We start from the raw sequence: 19,311 nt of genomic DNA on the forward strand, positions 1-19,311 counted from the left end.
GGTTATGAAAAAAGCTTACCTGGAAGACCTGTTGCGTGTTCGTCGACTTGAATCTCCAGATGAGATTGACGTATTCGATGGGGTGCTTGAAATTCTTGGTTCTGAAGTCTTGTCGAAGGGAGACCTTGAAGATCTCCTTTCTGTATTTATTGACCAGACTGGGCATGAAGAGGTTATGTATGGTCTTCTTCATTTAATAGAGGCAAGTGATGTAGATTCAGTTGCTGCAGCTTTAATACAAGCGGCTCCGGTGATGAAGGTGAATGCATCTGATTGGCTGGATACATTCATCTGCAGGCTAATAAACGGTGAGCATTCTCGGAATGTGCTGATTGATCATCTAAAACAGGGCGGAAAGACACCTGGCAGAGCCGAAATTGTTTCTCGGCTTGCGGTGATGCAAGGGGATGTCTCCGAGAAAATTAGGCAGAGGGCTTCATTTGTTCTATCAAAATTAAAGTGAATATATCGCTGAGGCATTGAATTTTGGGTTGGCGGGCAACGTGGTAGTTGCCTGCTTCTCTCTGGAGAGGAGTGATGGAGTGGGAAAGATTTTTTTTAAATTAAATGTCGTGGACGACTATCCACCGGTATCCATGGAGAGTATGTGGTCGGAGAGGATTGATTTCGGGTTATTTAGGATCGCAAATATTCCGTTTTATACTAAAGATGTAAGTCTTGGTGATGCTGTTTCGGCAGAGGTTGGGGTGGACGTAGAGCAATCAGCCCGAGATCCAGATATCGGTACTACGATCTGGAGGTGGGGGGGGGGGCCGCAAGGATCCGATTGGGTATGCTGGTGGTCTGAATGTTTTCCAGTACGAGCCTAAGCCTGCTAGTTGGATCGATCCGCTAGGACTTGCGCGTAAAAAGTCGTGCCCACTGTGTGAAACAAAGGATCCGTGCGCACCAGATGGCAAACTACATGTCGTGTATCATGCGTAAAGTACTAAAAATCCAGGGAAAATATATACTGGGAAGGTATCTGGTTATGGAAGTCTAGGACAGATTCTAAATCGGTGCTTTTCCGGGGGGCACCATAGAGGAATTGCTATGAATGATGCGGTAATTGTCAGAAAGGCCGACTCTTATGCTGCTGTTCGTGGATTGGAACATCTTGAATATGAGAGGCTTGGGGGTAATGCAACAAAACAGAATAATCCAATTTTAGATCGAAAAAAAAGGGTGACGTATTTGGATTGTGCCAATAAATTGGGGAAGAAATGAGCAAAAGAGCAATGAGGCGAAAGCCGGCAGTGGAGATTGGCGACATCTACGCAGTTCCCCTTGATCCATTGGCGCGTCGATATGGCTATGTTCGAATGTATCATGAACCAAGTGTGGCGATCATGGGGGTTATCTCTGAAATGAGACTTTTGGATTTGGAGGAGGTTGCGGAATATCCTATTATTATGGAGGTGTCTGCGTCACGAACGGCTATTGATAAAGGTATATGGCCGAAAATTGGCAATTTGCCATTTGGTAGCGATGAGGGTGCGTGGCCAAAACCTCATAAGCAGGTATCAAGAATTCGCCCGGATGTTAGGTTTGTCATTTATAGAGGGGATATAATTTCAGAGGCTGAATTCGGCGCGTATGATGATCTTCCTGTATGGAAGAGACTGAGCGATGAGGGCCTTGTTAATGAGATAAATTCGCATCCGGAGTTGTTCGCGATTTTTTCATAGGTATAGGGTGAAGCCGTGGTCGCATCGATAGTGGTTAGCTCCATCGCCATATATGGCTCAGCCGATGTATATAATCCAGAATGTTCCTCATGCGTTCCTGTCTTGGATTTAATTGGGGGTAAGCGACGCTATTCAATTTGAGCTGCTCGAAGGAGAAGTGGATTTTGAGGAGGTTTCCTTCGGAGAGGCCGCCACTACATTCTCGAAGTTTCTCCGGTCAATATTTGAAGAAATTTTCGGTGAAATGAAGGTCGATGCGAAGTTTGTGATGATGATACGGCAGATTCTTGAGGAATATCGGCAAGGCACCAGTGCCATGCTTGATGAAATTCCAAATCCGAGTCGGGATGACTTGCTTAAGTCGATTGAGAGGCTTGACGGGAAAAATCGAAGCTCAACATTTTATGTTTTAGATGATGAGAGAACGTTGACTGTGGGAGGGGGCGGTGATGTTTACATTGTCTTTTTTTCCCTTGGAGGTGATGCGGAAATATATACCTTAATGGATCCGGAGAATCATGGGCAGGATGAATTGGGCGTCGTCTGTGGGGGGCAGTTGGGTCTATATCCGCCACCTCTGTGTGTTAACAAGGAGCTCACTGTTCGTGCCCTGCTTTATTTTTCGAAATATGGTGAAATTGACCCCGAACTAAAGTGGCAGGCTGAGTGATAGTGAGGGGATTTGTCTTTGCGATAGCTGAATGAAAAGGTCGGTGGGGCGATGAGGCAGATGTATGAAAAGGTTGGGTTTTGCCAAAGAACCCTTCCGGCAAAGAGGTAATTATTTTGGCTATTTACAATTTTATTGCGGGGCATTTGTCAAGGAACTCGGATGCCACATTGACAGGCGTTTATACTGGAGCTAAGTGTGCCTTTGAGAATCTTGATAGGCGTATTGATCGTTTTGGCAATAAGCGGGGGGGGATTGTTGGTTTTTCAGAGAAAAACTTCAGTAAGTTGCTAGATGATGTGGAAGTAAGTAGTATTGGTCTTTTTTCTGAAAAAATCCTCCCCGTTGAGGATTGTGAAGAAGAGTTTATGAATTGCGATTTTGCTATTTCATACTCACTTGATCTCGGGTTGCTGTTGAGTGCAAGCGATGAGGTTGCTTCTATCCAAAAGTTGCTTGAAATTTCCTTTGAGTGTGATGCGCTGTTGGACGGCATTGAATATATTTATGGGTATAGAGAGACGCAGCGGTTCGGAACGGGATTTCCAAGTGGTACTCATGTGATAGATGACGAGCATCCATTTCTTTGGGCTGGTGGGCGGCAGCTTGAAAATTGGGCGAGAATTGTGAGGGCATCCAAAGAGGATGGATTTATTAGGGATGTTTTTGACGTGAATTTATTCTCTGATAGAAAAATAAGTTCCCTCCCTGCGAAAAAACGCAAGATATTGATCGACGCTATCGAGCGGTTTGGCTGTCATCAATATTTAAATTCATTTCTCAAATGGGATGTGGTGGGAAAGGAGCAAGAGCAGGCAAGATTGCATCTAATTGAACAGGAAGTTCTTGGCGCATACATTAACTGATGGTTCTGGGGGGGCACCATGCTGCTCAAACGCATGGAAAAGGGAGAGGTCATCGACACCGTCCATATAGCCAATTGGTTGAAGGCGTTCGTCGACGAGCAAGCCCACAACTATCAGTAAATTTCCGGCAGGCAAGCAGAGATGCCAGGCGCGAGGGAGATTAGAGAACGGGACCGAGGTAGTTAGCGAGGTTTAAATACCTCCGTCCCGTTTTGCTCATGAATGAATACGGAGGGAAAATGTCTATGCGCTTTCAAGGCGATTGGATTCGGCGTTCGGCGCGACGTGTCGGTGTGTGTTTGCGGCTCTGCGTCCTCCTTGTTGCTGGGCTGGTTCCTGGGCTGGGTGTTGCCGGGGGCTACGTTCCCAGTGAGACCGAAACCGGTATGCTGCAGGCAGTGATCCAAGACGACCTTCAGGCCATCGCCGAAGGCTGGGAGAATTACGCCGCCACAGTATTGAAGATCCCCATGGCCACCGCATCCGAGGTCGCGCGTGCCTATGCAGAAAAGCAAGCGACTGCTGATTTCCGATTCCGGAGTAAGCGTGTGCTTGTGTCTGGCATCACCGCATCTGTTCAAGGTAGCGGGCCAGGCCAGGCGCTGGTGGTGTTCGACGTACCCGGAGCCATCCTGGTGCGTGCCCAGCCCCGCAATGACGCGGTGTCAAGAGCACTTGCTTTACGCCCGGGCGAACTGTCCGTATTCGCCTGCGGGGTCGAAGGCGAGCGGGCTGGTGCCATTGACTTTACCGACTGCGAGTTCGGTGACGACTTCGGACGACGTACCTGGGAAACCATGGAGGCCGAACTTAATGCCTTCTACCAGGGCAAGCCGGCCAAGGCCATCTGGGCGCCGACACTTGCGATCAACCTGGCCATGCGGGCCAGCCAGATGCCGCTCAACAACGGCTGCGCGGAAAGCCTCGACAAGTGCCGGGCATCGTCAATGGCCGTTGGCTCTTTGAAAGGCGAAGCAGGCGACCGCCTGTTGAAAACGACCATACAGCGGTTTCGCGATGCGGGTCTTGACCTCAGCCTCTTCACCCCACCTCCTGCGACTCCGTAGGGAGTGGCTAACCTGTCTGCCTGTAGGGGCGGCACACGAAGACCGTTTCACCGGCTGGCCTGGCCGCGTAATGGCGAAGTCATGTACAAATAGCAGAGGGATTGCATGCTACAGATAGATATGGGGCGGGTTAATGACCCAACAACGCTTTCGGCGGTTGATGTCGTCGAAGCCTGTGAGCAGCGCGGGCGATTGGTCGTCCAGTTCAGTTCGCCCGACGCCTATAGCCCAGCGATCCTGCAATCGCTGAATGAGGCTTGCCGGCTCGCGAAGGATCGCCTTCAGGTCCGGTTCTACGGGCATTACAGAGCGCCGTTCGATGCGGCTGTACTTCGCCATTTACCCGAAGTATGCGACCTTGCGGTCGATTGTCTTTCCGAGATAGACCATGAAGAAGAAATCGGTCGGCTGCCAAAGCTGAAATACCTGAATTTCGGGGTTTCCAAGCTGAATCGGCCGGACTTTCTGAGCACGATAGACATGAGCCGACTTGAGCGGCTTGTACTGATTGAGAACCATAAACGGAATATCGATCTGTCGCCTCTGGCACAGTGCGGATCGATGACCGAACTATTCATCCACGGCCATTCAAAGGGCATCGATGCGATCGCAGGGCTACCCCGCTTGCGCAAGCTGACGCTCAGCTCCTATGCAAAAAAACACTCGCTTGGCTTCATCACAGCCATCGCGAACCTGAAAGAACTGAAGCTGATCCTGGGTGGCCGAGATAACATCGACGAGCTGAAAAGCGCAAGTATCGAGATGCTGCAAGTCTTGCGGGTGCGAGGACTCTCCTCGGTGGGCGATCTGTCACGCTTACCCTCACTATCAGCCCTATGTATCGAGGACCAATTACAGCTTTCAACGCTGAACTTGTGCGGTGCGAAGCTGGAACGACTGTGGTTGTCCAATTGCCGGAACCTGGCTGAATTACCAGGACTGGATGAGCAGGACCGGCTGCGAGAATTTTGCGCCTTGCGTGTGGCGCTTGACCTGAATGCATTGCGTGACCGGGATTGGCCCCTTGCTACTCGCTCGGTCCACTTGTTTTCGGCCAGCATGAAATGGAACGATGACGCCAAGCTTCGCCTGGCTGCACGTGGGTTAGGCAAGGAGGCAAGCCTTTGGCCATAACTATAGGGGTAAGGCCCACGATGAGAGGCGATGCACGTCAAGTCCCAAAGCCTTGCGGCAGCGCTCCGTTCCCTCTTCTGGTGCTCCCAGTTCCTGCAGCATCGCGGCTACGCGCGGCGCCTTCATGCATCGGGCATAGGCCAGGGGCGAAACCCCCTTGTCCGGCAAGGTGCCCAGTTTCAGGTCCGACTTCTTCTTGAGGATCAGTGCGAGCAGGTCGGCATGATCTCCCCGAAGCACCTCCAGCCACGCCGCAAACCCGTGGATATCTTCGCCTTCTGGGGCGGCGCCAAATTCCAGCAGGGTGACCTTACCCCGCGGAGTACACCATTCGTAGGTTAGTGGGCTCGCCGGTTTGAGGTTGATGCAGTTGCCGGAATTGGTCAGGCGCCAGTTGCACTAACAAGGCGCTGAAAAAGGATGGTCACACCATAAATGTCGATGAGATCAAGCGGTGGGCATGGAGCAACGGTTGGAGATTACTCGGCGTCAAAAACTTGGTCGATATTGCGCGCAAGTACCAGGGTTGAGCAGCCACCTGTGCGGCAGGCCCATCTACGGCCGGTGGGCCAACGGCGCTACTGGGGCGCTATGTGCTATGGCTCGGCTTACTGGCCGTGTTGGCGTTCTTGGATGGCCGGTACTCAGGCCTGGCCCCTTGACGCGGGCATGGTTCGGTTGCTGTAACAGGGGGGCTCGCCAGTTCAGGAACACGGAGTAGGTGTTGCCGGGATGATGAACGGTGTCGCTCGTCGTTGCGTTGGTTCAAATATCCCAGGGCGCCTGCTGCCATTGTGTGACCAGGAACTCGCTGAACGCAGTCAGCCTACGCGGCACAGTTTCTCTGCGTGCCCGAACCAGGCTGATTTTCGATGTGGCACCTTCCCATTCTGGAAGCACACGCAATAACTGGCCACTACGCAATTCATCGTGCACATCCCACATCTCGCGCAGTGAAATCCCCAAGCCTGCCATACACCACTCCCGCAGCACTTCTCCGTTGTCGCTACAGAGGTTCCCGTTGATGGCCACAGGTTTCTCGCGCCGGCCTTTGCGCAGCGGCCAGATGTTCTGCAGCAAGCCCGGATAGACAAACACCAGGCAGTTGAGGTGCTCCAGGTCTTCGGGCCGTTGGGGATGACCTTGTGTCTCGAGGAAGGCTGGCGAAGCGACAAGGATACGGCGATTGTCTGCCACACGCCGAGCGATCAGGCGCGAATCTGCCAGCTCTCCCATTCGAATCGCCAGATCAAAGTCACCGCTGTACAGATCCTGCACCTGATCGGAGAGGCGCAAGTCAAAGCCGACCCGAGGGTGCCGTCGGCTGAACTCTGTGATTGCTGCGGCAACGTACTTTCTTCCAAATGGCGCAGGCGCTGTCAGGCGTATGTTGCCTGTCAGCTCCTCACTTCCTCCGAGAGCGATTTCCTTCAACTCGTCCAGAACTGAAAGCGCTACCCGTGCGCGCTCTGCAATCGTGCGTCCTTCATCCGTGATGCGCAGGTTGCGGGTATTCCTCTCGAACAACGTGGTTCCAAGCGCGGCCTCAAGCCGGGCGATCTTCTGGCTCACCGCCTTTGGGGCAATCTGAAGAGCGCGGGCGGCAGCCGAAAAGTTGTGGCTGTCCACGACTCGGACGAACACTTCCAGATCATCTTTCCGCACTTTATTTAGTCCATTTCTTGGTAAGTGATTTTCTATTTTATGCACTTTCATGGGTAAATCAATTGCCAGAGAATGGTTCCCGGATACGCATCACACAAGTCCGTCCGAGTTGCAGACGGGCATTCACACGTACCACTAAGGAGTTCTGAAATGTCAAAACGCATATTGTTCGTGCTGACGAGCCATGATCGCAAAGGTGCCCCAGGCAAGCCGGGAGCTGCGCCGAGCGGGTTCTACCTCTCCGAGGTGTCACATCCACACAAGGTTCTAGCTGATGCTGGCTACCAGATCGACTTCGTCAGCCCAGCCGGTGGTAATACGCATGTCGATGGTCTGAACCTCAATGATCCGGTGAACGCGGCATTCTGGAATGATCCGCAGCTGCGCAGTGCGACCGAATCCACCCTGCCGCCCTCTGACGTCGATCCCGGCAAGTACGCCGCGATCTACTATGCTGGCGGCCACGCGACGATGTGGGACTTTCCCGACAACCAGGAGTTGGCATCGATCGCTGCTCGCATCTATGAGCAGGGCGGCATTGTTTCTGCGGTCTGCCACGGGCCGGCTGGCCTGGTGAACATCCGGCTGGCGAACGGTCGCTACCTGGTCGACGGCAAGCAGGTTTCGGCATTCACCAACGATGAAGAGCGTGCCGTTGGCCTGCACGATACCGTGCCGTTTCTGCTGGCTGATGTCCTCACTGAGCGTGGCGCCAAACATGTCGGGGTGCCGAACTTCCAGCCACATGTTGTTGTGAGCGAGCGGCTCGTGACGGGGCAGAACCCGGCCTCTGCAAAAGGTGTCGCTGAGGCCATGTTGCCGTTGTTGGCCGTAGCCCGCGCCGAGCGGACCTGAGTCATGGCTACTGAGCGCATGCCCTTTGTCATCTACGTTTTCGCGCTATGCGCGTTCGCACTGGGCTTCACCGAGTTCGTCACCATCGGCCTAGTATCCACTATCTCCACCGACCTGCAGAGCTCTGTCAGCCAGGTGGGGAGTGCGGTCACGGCCTATGCGCTGGGCGCGGTCATCGGCGCTCCCGGTCTGACCGCCCTGGCTACCCGCTGGTCCCGTAAGCGTCTGTTGCTGGTGGCGATGGCGTTGTTCACGCTGGGCAATGCGGTAGTCAGTCTGTCCACCTCGCTGACACCGATGTTGCTGGCGCGCTTCGCGTCGGGTCTGGGGCATGGCGTGTTTCTGGCGGTGGCGTCCAGCGTCGCCACACAACTCGCCGGACGTCACCGCGCTGGTGCTGCGGTTGCCGTGGTATTCGGTGGGCTGACCCTCGCCCTGGCGCTTGGCGTCCCGCTCGGGACTTACCTCGGAAGCATGCTCAGCTGGCAGGTGATTTTCATGGCCGTTGCGGCGAGCGGCGCAATAGGCTTTCTTGGTTTACTGTTCCTGATGCCAGGCTCGGAGGGCAGTGTGCCCGACGAGGCCAATGCCATGGATGGCCTGAAAGCCATGTTCAATCCACGGCTGTTGGCTGGCGCCGGGATTACGGTTCTGGCCTATGCGGGTTCATTCACTCTCTATACCTACATCTCGCCATTGTTGTTGCAGGTGACCCAGGTCAGCGAAGGAACGGCCAGTCTGCTGATGCTCGGCTATGGCGTGATGGCTGCCATCGGTAATATCTGGGGGGGCAGGCTGACTGACAAGAAAGGGCCTGACTATGCGGTAATGACCGTGCTGGTCGGGCTGGCGATCGTGCTGCTTGCTGTCTGGCTGTCCGCCACGTCGCTGGTGCTGATGGCTGTGCTGATTGGCATGCTGGGTGCTCTGACCTATGCCGCTGTTCCCGCACTTCAGGCTCGGGTCATCGCGCTGTCGCATGACCATGCTCCGCAGGCTCCCGCGGTCGCTGCCGGGTTGAACATTGCCGGCTTCAACGGCGGTATCGCGTTGGGTTCCGTGATCGGCGGCGTTGCGCTGCAAGTCTCCGGCCTGGTAAGCACAGCCTGGGTTGGCGCAGTGGTGGTTGTACTGGGGATTCTGTGGATGTTTGCTCAACTCGGGGCTGCGAAGGCTGACTCAATGATTGCTCCGGACTGATCCTTTACAGTGATGTGAATATCGCCTTTAAAGCCAGCGGGTTCCGTTGGCTTTTTATTTTTATCGCCCCATATATTCATTGTGAAAAGGTTATGCCGGGGAGAATTCGTGCAGTTTATTTATTTTTTGGTTTATTTTAAGGGATGGTAACAAATGCTGGAGTTTACTCATCGAAAAATATAAAAATATGTTTATGGTTTGGCTTTTCTTTGGTGTAGGGAAATAGGGATCTCATAGGGGGGCTGGGATGCGGTATTTGATACAGTTAAGAAGTTTCATAGATGTGTATCGCGCAGGTTCGATTTCAAAAGCGGCTGTCCGTCTTGGTATTAGTCAGCCTGCTGTTTCATCGCATATCCATTCATTGGAGTCCTTTGCTGGAAAACGTTTGTTCAGACGCTCTTCTCATGGCGTGATACCGACTCCTGAAGGGGAGGAGCTGGCCAGATTGATATCTCATGATTTTGACTCCATCTCTTCTAAGTTGGCTACATTAAGAAGTTACTCAAAAGGCCCATCGGGAACAATATCTATCATGGGGCCGGCAGAGTTGCTCTGGGCTAAGTTGTCATCTGTCATCCCTGTACTGGCTGCAGATGAAATTCGATTTAATATTTTTACCGGGAATAGAAAAGGTATATATGCCGGGTTGAGTAACGGTGGGATTCATCTGGCGTTTACTACATCAAGACCGGACGAACAGAGGTACAGCTTCAAAGAGATTGGGAGGGAGCGGCTTATAATAATTTCTTCTTCATCACGAGAAGATGGTATTTTAAAAGCCGATGATTTTCTAGAGGCATTGCTGGAAACTCCTCTGATAGCATATGATAGCCAACTTCCTCTCATTCGTGAGATGTTTAGAGGTATGCCGGAGTTTCTTCTAAAACTTCGACCTTCATTGCTTGTTCCAGATTTGAGAATAATAGAGCAGATGGTGGCTTTAGATTATGGATGGTCGGTAATACCAGAGTATCTATGTTCGCGGGCGATTGCTGATGGTGTGATAGCAAATGTCGGAGTTTTGGATAAAATTACGGAAAACTCGATATATCTTGTGTGGAATGAAAGTTCTCTTGGAAATCCTTTTGTCTTAAAGGCCAGGGATAGAATTATCGAGATGGCAGAAGCTGGGGGATTCGCTAAATAATGTGGCTGCCATCGGGGAACTATTTTTTTCGTGGAGATCGCGTTGCAAAATCATCTGCAATATTGTTCAGTGTCATGAACTTGACACCTGGGTGGCCTAGCATATGAGTTAACAGACGTTCCAGCATCATCAGCACATGCGGCCTTCCAGAAACGTCTGGATGAATCGTGAATGTAAATATTGCATAGTCGTGTTCGCGATAGACCCAGTCAAACTGATCTCTCCATAGTTGTTCAATATCGCGAGGGTTCATGAACCCCTGGCTATTTGGCTTGGTCTTCATGAACATGAAAGGAGGGATGTCGTCAATAGTCCAGCTGGCGGGTAACTCTATTAAATCAGTCTCTTTTCCTCTGACAAGCGGCTTCATCCATTCTCTGGGTGTTTTGGTGTAATCAATCTTGGTCCAGGAATCACCTTTTCTAACATAATAGGGTTGGTGATCGTGATGCATCAAGGAATGGTCGTATTTGATGCCATTCTCCAACAGAAGGTCCGTTGTTACAGGAGAGAACTCCCACCAGGGAGCCACATATCCGGTTGGCCTCTGACCGCTCAGTTCGGTGACCATCTCTATCCCTCTGATGAGTACTTCGCGTTCCTGATCTGGGGTCATGGAGATTGGGTTCTCATGCGTATAATTGTGCACGCCGATTTCATGGCCAGCCTTTACCACAGCTTCCATTTGACGAGGGAATGTCTCGATGGAATGCCCGGGTATGAACCAGGTTGTAGGGAGTTCGAATTGCTTGAAGAGATTCAAAAGCCGTGGCGTACCGACCTCTCCGGCAAACATGCCGCGTGAAATATCGCTAGGGGAGTCTTCTCCTCCGTAGGAGGAGAGCCAACCAGCGACTGCATCCACGCCAACACCAAAACCACAAAGTATTTCTTTTGCCATGATTAGCTCCTTTCATTCTGGTTGAATATGCTTCCTTTATTTTCTGCTCAAGAATTGGAAAAAATTCTCGGTGGTAATCGGAAAAATTTCGTGTGCTGCGGCCATTGCGATGTGCTCAGAATTTTTGTATCCCCAATCGGGCCAGTAACAGCTAATTCCTAGCTGTTTTGCTTCGATGATGTTTTCGATGTTGTCATCGACAAAAATCATTCCGATTCCCCGGCTGAGCGCTTCCTCTTTTATCTGAGTGAGGACATCCACTTTGCTGGTCATCCTCCCATGGATGAATGAGTCTGGGAGCCATTGACCGAGTAGTTGCAGGATCGTGGATATCGATCCCGAATCTTTGCCAGAAACGATTCGTATCTCATGCCCGAGTTGGAAGAGGTGTCTTACATCGATGAGTGGCCTGTGCAGCTCCGCCCAGAATCCGGGGTAAATTCTCCGCACCTGCGACCTGTACTCCACGAAGCTCTGCCGGAATTCCTCTCGTGCACCGAGAGGAATAGATTCATAGGCATCCATAAAGCCACGGCCACTTATCCGCGATGCATTGACAAAGAATGGCACCATGAAGTGTCCGTCATGCCGAACATGACTACGCAGCAACCGGAACCTGTCGACAAAAGCCTTTGGGATATCTATTGCCACACGCATGACAACAGCTACTCGGGCCTCGTCGACGAGATTGCCGGGCAGCTCGACTTTCTTAATGCGTATTTGGGCGTTATCCCTGATCATTCCCGTCAGCCCAAGACCGCTCTTGGCGAACATACACAGACAGGCGAGACCGTCTCCATTTCCGCCAAGGAGATCAAGTTCACGGCGCCTCGGATCATGTCGCGCGCCCCGGCCGGTGAGGGAGAAGCCCTGCAGTTGAGCTTTCCCGATCAGCAGTCGGCCAAGCAGTTCATCCAGAAGATGGAGGGCGGTGGGCACGAGTGGACTCTCTTGTCGAAGCCGGTCGCGCGGCCGTACATCACGGGCTCCGTTCACCACATGTTACCAACGGCCAGGCCCACGTCACCAGCGACGCGGCCAGCCCAGTTCGGGGCCGTCTTGCCGATCTGCCCACCGTAGTCGGTATACACGCTACCGCTGTTCACGTTCTGTTTGCGCGGCGTTGCGATTGCACGGATGACGGTATCGTCAGCCTGTTCTTTCGGAATGAAGCTGGCCCACTTGCTGATCCTGGTCAGAAGGTCCGGGCTGACTTGCTCTAGCAGCCGTGCCCGCAGCCCCTTGCCGGCATCGCTCCACCATTGCTGGCAGGTCGGATAGCCACCCCCGCTGGGCACCTGTGCGAGCCCAGCGTCCCAGGTCGTGTTGTAAGGCCACGCAGTACGTGGCGTTCGTGAGTGGTAGGTGTTGTAGTAGCCTGGGGTGTTCAGGAATAGGCGTGAGCCAATCCATGTGACGTCGTACATTTGCGCGTCGCTGAGCGTCGGGCGGTTCATGAAGAGCTTTGCCCGCGCCGGGCCATAACAGTCCTGAGAAAAGTCGGCGACCTCCTGAGACAGGACGGGGTCGTCTATGCGCGTGCTGTCGATATCCATGCGCAGCTGACGCAGGTCGGTGCCGCAGGGGATTGCTGCAACCGCGGCACCAGTTACCGCCTTGGATGTGGCATGAGTGAAGAACCACCAGAGAGGCACCCTCGCACTTTGGTGATTGAGGGTCGTGAAGGTCTGGCTCCAGCCGGTGTCTTGCGGCTGTGGAACCTGCACCTGGCATTGTTTGGAGCGAGTAGTGTCGAACTTGATGGTGTCCATGCTCACATCGATGACCGGGATACCGGCGAACATCAATACCATGACCGCGACCCACACGCGGTTCTCGATGCGGGCCGCCGAGAGCATGCCTTTGTTGCCTTCGTCGGCACCCTCACCCCGGGCGCGCAGCCATTCCTGAATCACGATCGCGAGGAAGGGAACGGCGAGCAAGCTGGTGGCCACCAAGGTGTTCCAGATGCCGTTGTGCACCACCCAACTGACCAGCGTCAGGTAGTACTCCAGGTAGTCGTTGGTGTAGAGCGTCTGTCCCATCTTCGCATCCTCGTTACGGCCGGCTCAGCCACTGGCTGAGCTCAAGCAGCGCGGCCAGCGGCAGCGCGACGCGCTCGAGAAAGCGCACGCGCAGCCTGCTCTCGGGATCGCGCCGGAGCAACCGCGGGCGCGCCCAATGCCAGCCGGCGGCGGTGGCGGCGTACACGCAAAGACGCCAGATGAAAAGATGCCCTTGGTGATCGACCAGCCACCGCCGCCAGGAAATGACATCGCCGATGAGGTAGATGCCGACGATGTTCGCTGTGAAGGCCAGCAACAGCAATAAGGCTGTCCATAGCGCAATGGCGCGGATCAAGCGCCAATGTGGCTTCCGCGGACGCGAAGGGGATGTCAGCATGGAGTCTCCGGATCGGATTGACCACCCGTCGCAAAGGTGGCAGCGGTGATGAGCGACCCTCTCAGTTCATCGCATATGCCTTATGCCGACGAGCGTCAAAGTGGAGCGCGTGGCGACCGCATTGTCGTCAGACGTTGGTGTAGCTATCTGGTGACCGGGCGAGAGTGCATATCAAATGGCGACGCCGCCTCCTGAGCGCAAGCAGTGAGTGAAAATGCGCGCGATGTTCTCCATAATCGCACTGTAAATAGCAGCCTTTCGGCTGAACGTGCAACTGTGGCAACCGTTTCAACCAATCGCACCTTACCGTGAGGTTCCATGCAAATAAACCACCTTCCTGTGCTCAGCTGCGATGAAGCGCTGGCACGTATCACCAAATCTGCGGGTAGTGTCGCCAATACAGCTGCCGAATTGCTCAACCCGGATTTTTACGATCCTGAACAAGCAAACATTCGCTGGCATTCAGGCGATTTGCACCTTCCGTCATTCCTTCCAACTAAGGACGACATGCACGATTACGATTGCCTGATCGTAGAAGGCAATCTGATCGTGGACGGCTGCATGGAGGTGTCGCCGCAGATAGACGAGGGCGGCATTATCGTGCTCGGACGGCTGCAGGCAGATACGCTGATTTGCTGGAGTGGTCTGGTGGTGCGTGGCGATGCCAGTGTGCAGCATGCCTATTTCAGTTCCGGCAACGATTGCTCGTTTGTGGTCGGCGGCAACCTGACCGCTATCTCGCTGCTGGAGACCGGCGAATTTATCCATGTGCACGGTGATCTCGACGCGCGGTGTCTGGCCCTGCTACACAACTTCGTCCAGGTGGACGGGGAAGAGCGCTGTGGCTGTCGAATCGATGGTTCGCAGTGCGAAGAACCGATGAAGCGTATGTTCGACCCCAGCCTGTTGAAGGCCTTCGAGGGCGAGGACGCTGACGGCCAGCGCATCGTTGGCTGGTACCCGGATGACGACGCCTATTTAGAGCGTTTGCAGGAAGGCGGCAGCCCCTTGAGGAGCGGCGACTGACGCCTTGCCTGCGCACTTAAATGCATCGAACCCTGCCGGAGATGAGGCAGGCATGCCGTTATTGCTCTTGCCAGTAGGCATGGCAAACCCATCGTCCGGTACCTGTTTTTGCTAGAGCGTAGTCCGCAGTTCTCTGGGCGACAGCCCGTAATGCTTTCGAAAGCGCGCCGTAAAGCGCGATGCCGAGGCATAGCCGCTGGCTGCGGCGATTTCCCCGATGGGGCGTGTCGTGGTCTGCAGCCAATGCAGAGCCATTCCCAGCCTGACGTCTTCCAGAATTTTGCTGAAGCTGCTGGCCTCGTTTGCCAGTTGCCTGCGCAATGTCGAAGCCCCGAGGTTCAGTCGCTCGGCGACACAAGCCACTGTCCAGTCCCGCTCTGGATTGCCCATGAGGATATGCTGTACGCGTTCACCTATTGGATCGTGCCGGTTCTGCAAGAGCGGAGTAGCCCAGCCGCCAAGGGCCAGTGCCAAAAGCACGGCTTCACCATAGTGGCTGCGCAAGGCATCCGGCGCATTGCTAGCGATGCAATCAAGCAGGTTGTCCCACGCCAAGGTAGTGTACCGTTCCAGAGGAATACACAGGTCCGAACCGCGGCCGGGCCTGGTGCTGACTTGTTCGCTGTAGCGCAGGTTGAACGCATGCAATGCCTGAGCAGGAAAGGTCACTACATCGGCGATGTAGTGACCCTGTGCGCCCGGATAATTGCAAATGTCCACGTGGCGTCCCGCCGGCAGCAGGATCAGGTGTTGGTTGCCCGCGCGCATTTCGCGCCCGTCCCAGCCCATGCGCTTTTCGCCCTGCCGGATCCGGCACAAGGCGCTGACGAAAATCGGCACCCGTTGCAGTGCATGGGTTTGTCGGGCACGTATGACGCAGGCATCGATGCGGCTCTCATGGTGCTGCAGGCCGGCAGGAACGTTCATCGTAGCTAGCGTCCGTAAGTGGCGGTCAGTGTGGTCTTGGCCAGGGCATTGGCATTAAGCATGTAACCCACCATGGCACCGCTGGCCTGCTGGTCGATGGGCAGTTTATCCACCTTTAACGCCCACACGGTGAATTGATAGCGGTGCGGTTTATCTCCCGCTGGCGGGCAGGCGCCGCCGAAGCCAGGCTGGCCGTAATCGGTGCGCCCCTGGACGGCGCCTGCCGGCAAGTGCTCGCCGTTGATGGCGCCGGCGTCCTTGGGCAGTTGCCGGGTAGCGGCGGGGAGATTGACCACGGTCCAGTGCCACCAGCCACTGCCAGTGGGGGCGTCGGGATCATAGACGGTGACAGCAAAGCTCCTGGTGCCGGCCGGCGGATTTTTCCAGGACAGTTCAGGCGAGGTGTTGCCGCCTTCGCAGCCAAAGCCCTGGAATACCTCTTGCTGGCTCAACGGCTTGCCGTCGCTAATGTCGCGACTGCTTACGGAAAAGTCGGTGGCGTGGGCGCTGAGGCTCAGTCCGAGGGAAAGTGCGCTGAGTAAAAGCTGTTTTTTCATCAGATGCTCGTCTTGGTATTGGAGGTGAAAGACAAGTCTATTGGGAAGGTCTGCTCGGTGTTGTGCCGTGGCGCTCGCCCATTGTGCCGAAACGCTCGGCTGCTTGCGGGGGAAGGTTGCCATACACCAATTTTTCCTGCAACAGCGGCATAAGCGCACCCTTCGTACAGAACCATGGGATCGTGATGACGAGCTTGAGAACGTGGAAAATTTTCACGGAGCTAGGCGACAGGTCCGATCTGGTGCGAGAGAAGAACCGTGCCATTTTCAATGGTGTGTGATGACCCGTTTCGCCTGCACGGCAGGACGCTCACCCTATAAGCCGCCAAGTTGCATCATCGCCTTGGCGGTCACGGCCTGCGGCCAGCCGGCTTCTGGATTTCCTGCACGCGGTCGCGCACAGTATCGCCTTCGTAGACGCCACGCGAGCCTGCAGCACGAGCGCCGTGGCGCTCGATGATGGTCATCGGCGAGTTCGACGCCAGCGTGCGGCGCAGCTCCAGCTCGGTCTTGAGGTTGTTGATCTCCTGCGCCAGCGCGGCGCTTTCCTGATCGACCGCCTGGACTGCGAGTTCGTTGGCCGCGACGTTGGGTTCTTTTTTGCCGGCGAGCAGCGTGCGCTGCAGGAGCAGGGCCTTCTCCAGCACGCTGGTCAACGCCACTTCCGACGCCAGGCGCTGTCCCAGCAGATTTTGGTCAGGTTCGTCGCGCAGGGCTTCGATCACGCCGCGAGTGATAGGCAGCGATGCACTGCCGGCCGCGTCGAGGTTCGCCGGCGTGGTTGGTTTGGCCCCGCTGACCAGCTCCTGCAGAGCCTTGACCTTGACCTCGTACTCTTCCTGGATCATCGGCGTGAGGCCGACACCGGGCGTGGTCGCGGTCTTGGTGCACTGCTCGCAGGTGCGCTGCTCGCGCTCGCCGAGCACGCGGGTGGCCCAGGCCGCGGCGGCCTGCGGTGAACCCCAGGTCTGGCATGTCTGCCGGTTGCCGCATGCGCTCCTGCCGATCGATGACGTGTCAGTGGCATTACGGCTGTTGAGCAGGTTGTAGCCGGCGCGGGTGACGTCGCCGACAACCTTGATAGCGCTCTGCCCACTGCCGCCCGCATTGCTGCCTCCCACCCAGGGCACGCCATGATTCCCCCGGCTCTTCTCGGCCTTCTCCACGGCGCCGACGGCATCCGTGTTGCCAGAGCGCACGGTTTCCTTGAGCGCGATGCCTTCGGCAAGCTGGCTCCAGCCGGTTTGTCCGCCCGCCAGGTCCGCCATCCTTTCTGCCATGGCGCGGCAGCTCAGCTTCGAGCGATCGAAATCGAGCCGTGCCTGGAGCACACCATTGGTCAGCAGGTTGTACAGGCCGGGGTCGGCGCGCTGGATGATCAGCGCCGGCAGAGACGCCACGGCGCTGGTCGCGCTCTGGATCACCGACGACATGATCTGCTGGAAACCGTTGGTCAGCCCGTTGAGCTGGTTTTGCAGCGTAGTGGTGATGCTCATGTCCCCACAGATCAGGTTGCTGTTCCAGCCAAGGCCCACGCCGATGCTCTGCATGTTGCCGGCTCCGCTCATCGACACTGCCCGGCCGCCACCGATGCTGTAGAGCACGTCGTCTCCAATGACGCTGCCGGAGCTGCTGATCGTGCCGTTGCCGATCTGCGTCTGGGCCCAGGCCGAGCTGCAAAAGAGCGCCAAGGCGGCAGTCCAGGCTATCGACCGGAAGGAAATGCGCCGTTGGGGGCGCGAGACAATACTTGATTGATTCATCATCTGGTTCTCCTACAGGAAGTCTGTGCTGCCCAGAAACTTCTGGCCACGCCGCTGGCAGCAGCTGTACGGCCGCCATAGCGCCCATGCGTAGTCACCGCGTTTGGCCTGGGCCAGGAAATTGGTGTTGGGAAAAACCACGCAGCTGCTGGACATGCGTGGCGTGAGCTCCTGCCACTTGCCGGTCGCCGGTTGGCTCTCTACGAGGGCACCGGCCGGCCAGTAGCCGTCTCGTTTCGACGCAAGCAGTGGCTGGTAGGCATGGGGTTGACCGCCTCGGGTGACGATATCGCCCGCGCGCTGCGCGACAACGGCACTGGCCTTGTGGTCGTCGACCTGGTGCAGCAGACCACCGCGAGGATAGACGTTGCCCCAGAGGTTCATCGTCAGGCGGCCGCCGACTTCGCGCATGCCCGGGACCAGCGATTCCGGATAGACCAGCTCCGGCACGTTGTAGCGCCAGGCCAGTGTGTCGAGTGTGCTCAACAGGTACGGCATGAGCGGGGTGCCGGCACCTTGGCAGCTATAGCCGAACGAGGCGGCAAACTTGCCGAACACCGCGCCAGCCGGATGGCCGATGACATCGGCGTTGCGGAACTTGGCCAGGTTGTTCTCGTTGCCCTGGTTGGTCGTACCGTCGCCACCGCCCTTGGCCGTGGGGTTGGGGATGCTCATCAATTGCACTTCAAGCCAGGGGTTCTCGCCCGTGTTTGCGTAGCTCGAAACCACCGCGTCCGGAATGTAGTGGCGCACCTTCACCGAGGTGCGAATGCGGCAGCCACCCAGGCCGCATTGAAGCCAGTAGCAGATCCCGACTACGCGGTATTCGAGGCAGTTCGGCGACACCGCAGACGTGATGATCGACGCGGTATTGAGCGCAAGTGAAGGGCCGCAGAGGCCAAGCAGCAACGTGGCGATGCCGATGCGAAGGTGGCGTGGGCTGTTCATGGCTGCTCCCTCTTGTACCGGGCGATGCGGGACAACGCCTGCGCCACGTCTGGCTCACCGTAGACCACGTAGCGGTGATCGACGACCACCGCAGGCACCTTGGTCACGCCCAGGCTCCAGGCTTTCGCCACGCCCTGGTAGGCGTCGGCCAGACGGCGTTGCAATGCGGGGCCGCCTGCTTGCAGACGTCGCTGGACGGCAGTCGCAGCCTGGTCGGCATCGGCAGGCAAGTCCGCCCCCAGTTCATCTTCCAGTCGGATGCCGGCATCCAGCTCCGTCACGATGGCACCTGCAGGCACGCTGCGAACCGGATTTGTGCGGTCCGTAAAGATGTGGAGATCGGCCGCGGTTACCGGAAGAGCGATGACTGCAAGTAGAGCTGCATTTGCAGTGAGCACAAGATTCATCATGTAGCGCCTCAAGAGGGGGGGGGGGAGGCGTACAGTCGACCGCAGATCGCGGAGGACTGCTACAAGGAATCCGTTGCTGCA

The 19,311-nt window shown here is 55.8% G+C and carries 23 protein-coding genes; 13 read left to right on the forward strand and 10 right to left on the reverse strand.

What is annotated here, in order from left to right:
• The first annotated feature begins 4 nt into the window (after positions 1-4).
• From M6G53_RS20440 to M6G53_RS25740, 9 genes are all read left to right on the forward strand, one after another.
• Positions 5-463 carry an Imm30 family immunity protein gene (locus tag M6G53_RS20440; protein ID WP_253334135.1) on the forward strand — a complete coding sequence of 153 codons (459 nt, stop codon included), beginning with the start codon at positions 5-7 and terminating at the stop codon, positions 461-463.
• Positions 464-605: 142 nt separating this feature from the next.
• Entirely contained in the window at positions 606-830 is a 225-nt protein-coding gene (locus M6G53_RS25615; RefSeq protein WP_366519513.1) for a DUF4265 domain-containing protein, read from the forward strand.
• 223 nt (positions 831-1,053) lie between these two features.
• Positions 1,054-1,227, forward strand: coding sequence for a hypothetical protein (locus M6G53_RS20445; RefSeq protein ID WP_253334136.1), 174 nt, complete (start codon positions 1,054-1,056; stop codon positions 1,225-1,227).
• Positions 1,224-1,688, forward strand: a complete 465-nt coding sequence (locus M6G53_RS20450; protein ID WP_253334137.1) for an Imm26 family immunity protein — start codon at positions 1,224-1,226, stop codon at positions 1,686-1,688. Before M6G53_RS20445 ends, M6G53_RS20450 begins: the two co-directional genes overlap by 4 nt.
• A gap of 112 nt (positions 1,689-1,800) precedes the next feature.
• Positions 1,801-2,358, forward strand: coding sequence for an Imm1 family immunity protein (locus tag M6G53_RS20455; protein WP_253334138.1), 558 nt, complete (start codon positions 1,801-1,803; stop codon positions 2,356-2,358).
• Between the two features lie 80 nt (positions 2,359-2,438).
• A complete protein-coding gene (locus M6G53_RS20460) occupies positions 2,439-3,224 on the forward strand; it encodes a hypothetical protein (RefSeq protein ID WP_253334139.1) in 786 nt (261 codons plus the stop codon).
• Positions 3,225-3,463: 239 nt separating this feature from the next.
• Complete coding sequence (locus M6G53_RS20465; protein WP_253334140.1) at positions 3,464-4,291, forward strand: hypothetical protein; 828 nt, start codon at positions 3,464-3,466, stop codon at positions 4,289-4,291.
• A 105-nt stretch (positions 4,292-4,396) separates the two neighbouring features.
• Positions 4,397-5,425, forward strand: a complete 1,029-nt coding sequence (locus M6G53_RS20470; RefSeq protein ID WP_253334141.1) for a leucine-rich repeat domain-containing protein — start codon at positions 4,397-4,399, stop codon at positions 5,423-5,425.
• A gap of 410 nt (positions 5,426-5,835) precedes the next feature.
• Complete coding sequence (locus M6G53_RS25740) at positions 5,836-5,955, forward strand: hypothetical protein (protein WP_494546276.1); 120 nt, start codon at positions 5,836-5,838, stop codon at positions 5,953-5,955.
• A 235-nt stretch (positions 5,956-6,190) separates the two neighbouring features.
• Here the strand turns inward: M6G53_RS25740 and M6G53_RS20475 are convergent, their stop codons facing one another.
• Positions 6,191-7,141 (reverse strand): LysR family transcriptional regulator, encoded by a 951-nt coding sequence (locus M6G53_RS20475; RefSeq protein ID WP_253334142.1) that lies wholly within the window; start codon positions 7,139-7,141, stop codon positions 6,191-6,193.
• Between the two features lie 99 nt (positions 7,142-7,240).
• Between M6G53_RS20475 and M6G53_RS20480 the strand changes: the two genes are divergently transcribed.
• The 3 genes from M6G53_RS20480 to M6G53_RS20490 all read left to right on the forward strand — a co-directional run bounded on the left by M6G53_RS20480 (position 7,241) and on the right by M6G53_RS20490 (position 10,295).
• Positions 7,241-7,945, forward strand: coding sequence for a type 1 glutamine amidotransferase domain-containing protein (locus M6G53_RS20480; RefSeq protein ID WP_253334143.1), 705 nt, complete (start codon positions 7,241-7,243; stop codon positions 7,943-7,945).
• Positions 7,946-7,948: 3 nt separating this feature from the next.
• Positions 7,949-9,145, forward strand: a complete 1,197-nt coding sequence (locus tag M6G53_RS20485; protein WP_253334144.1) for an MFS transporter — start codon at positions 7,949-7,951, stop codon at positions 9,143-9,145.
• A 247-nt stretch (positions 9,146-9,392) separates the two neighbouring features.
• Positions 9,393-10,295 (forward strand): LysR family transcriptional regulator, encoded by a 903-nt coding sequence (locus M6G53_RS20490; protein WP_253334145.1) that lies wholly within the window; start codon positions 9,393-9,395, stop codon positions 10,293-10,295.
• Positions 10,296-10,314: 19 nt separating this feature from the next.
• Here the strand turns inward: M6G53_RS20490 and M6G53_RS20495 are convergent, their stop codons facing one another.
• Genes M6G53_RS20495 through M6G53_RS20510 form a run of 4 tightly spaced genes read right to left on the reverse strand, consistent with a single transcriptional unit; the run spans position 10,315 to position 13,599 of the window.
• On the reverse strand, positions 10,315-11,196 hold the full coding sequence (locus tag M6G53_RS20495) for a polysaccharide deacetylase family protein (protein WP_253334146.1): 882 nt from the start codon (positions 11,194-11,196) through the stop codon (positions 10,315-10,317).
• A 36-nt stretch (positions 11,197-11,232) separates the two neighbouring features.
• Positions 11,233-12,135 (reverse strand): HAD family hydrolase, encoded by a 903-nt coding sequence (locus tag M6G53_RS20500; RefSeq protein ID WP_253334148.1) that lies wholly within the window; start codon positions 12,133-12,135, stop codon positions 11,233-11,235.
• Positions 12,136-12,188: 53 nt separating this feature from the next.
• Positions 12,189-13,241, reverse strand: coding sequence for a conjugal transfer protein TraG N-terminal domain-containing protein (locus M6G53_RS20505; RefSeq protein WP_436286539.1), 1,053 nt, complete (start codon positions 13,239-13,241; stop codon positions 12,189-12,191).
• Positions 13,242-13,254: 13 nt separating this feature from the next.
• A complete protein-coding gene (locus M6G53_RS20510; RefSeq protein ID WP_253334150.1) occupies positions 13,255-13,599 on the reverse strand; it encodes a hypothetical protein in 345 nt (114 codons plus the stop codon).
• 318 nt (positions 13,600-13,917) lie between these two features.
• On the opposite strand from M6G53_RS20510, the gene M6G53_RS20515 reads away from it, so the two are divergent.
• Entirely contained in the window at positions 13,918-14,625 is a 708-nt protein-coding gene (locus M6G53_RS20515; RefSeq protein WP_253334152.1) for a hypothetical protein, read from the forward strand.
• 111 nt (positions 14,626-14,736) lie between these two features.
• Here M6G53_RS20515 and M6G53_RS20520 read toward each other — a convergent pair whose 3' ends face one another.
• From M6G53_RS20520 to M6G53_RS20540, 5 genes are all read right to left on the reverse strand, one after another.
• Positions 14,737-15,552, reverse strand: coding sequence for a helix-turn-helix transcriptional regulator (locus M6G53_RS20520; RefSeq protein WP_253334153.1), 816 nt, complete (start codon positions 15,550-15,552; stop codon positions 14,737-14,739).
• 5 nt (positions 15,553-15,557) lie between these two features.
• A complete protein-coding gene (locus M6G53_RS20525) occupies positions 15,558-16,109 on the reverse strand; it encodes a kinase inhibitor (RefSeq protein ID WP_253334154.1) in 552 nt (183 codons plus the stop codon).
• A 350-nt stretch (positions 16,110-16,459) separates the two neighbouring features.
• Positions 16,460-17,875: an integrating conjugative element protein gene (locus tag M6G53_RS20530; protein ID WP_253334155.1), complete on the reverse strand. Its 1,416-nt coding sequence runs from the start codon at positions 17,873-17,875 to the stop codon at positions 16,460-16,462.
• Positions 17,876-17,884: 9 nt separating this feature from the next.
• On the reverse strand, positions 17,885-18,820 hold the full coding sequence (locus M6G53_RS20535) for a TIGR03756 family integrating conjugative element protein (RefSeq protein WP_253334156.1): 936 nt from the start codon (positions 18,818-18,820) through the stop codon (positions 17,885-17,887).
• On the reverse strand, positions 18,817-19,230 hold the full coding sequence (locus M6G53_RS20540; protein WP_366519510.1) for a TIGR03757 family integrating conjugative element protein: 414 nt from the start codon (positions 19,228-19,230) through the stop codon (positions 18,817-18,819). The genes M6G53_RS20535 and M6G53_RS20540 overlap by 4 nt, the downstream gene beginning before the upstream one ends.
• Positions 19,231-19,311 lie beyond the last annotated feature (81 nt).

The sequence above is a fragment of the Serratia nevei genome (genome assembly GCF_024160145.1).
Taxonomy (GTDB): domain Bacteria; phylum Pseudomonadota; class Gammaproteobacteria; order Enterobacterales; family Enterobacteriaceae; genus Serratia; species Serratia nevei_A.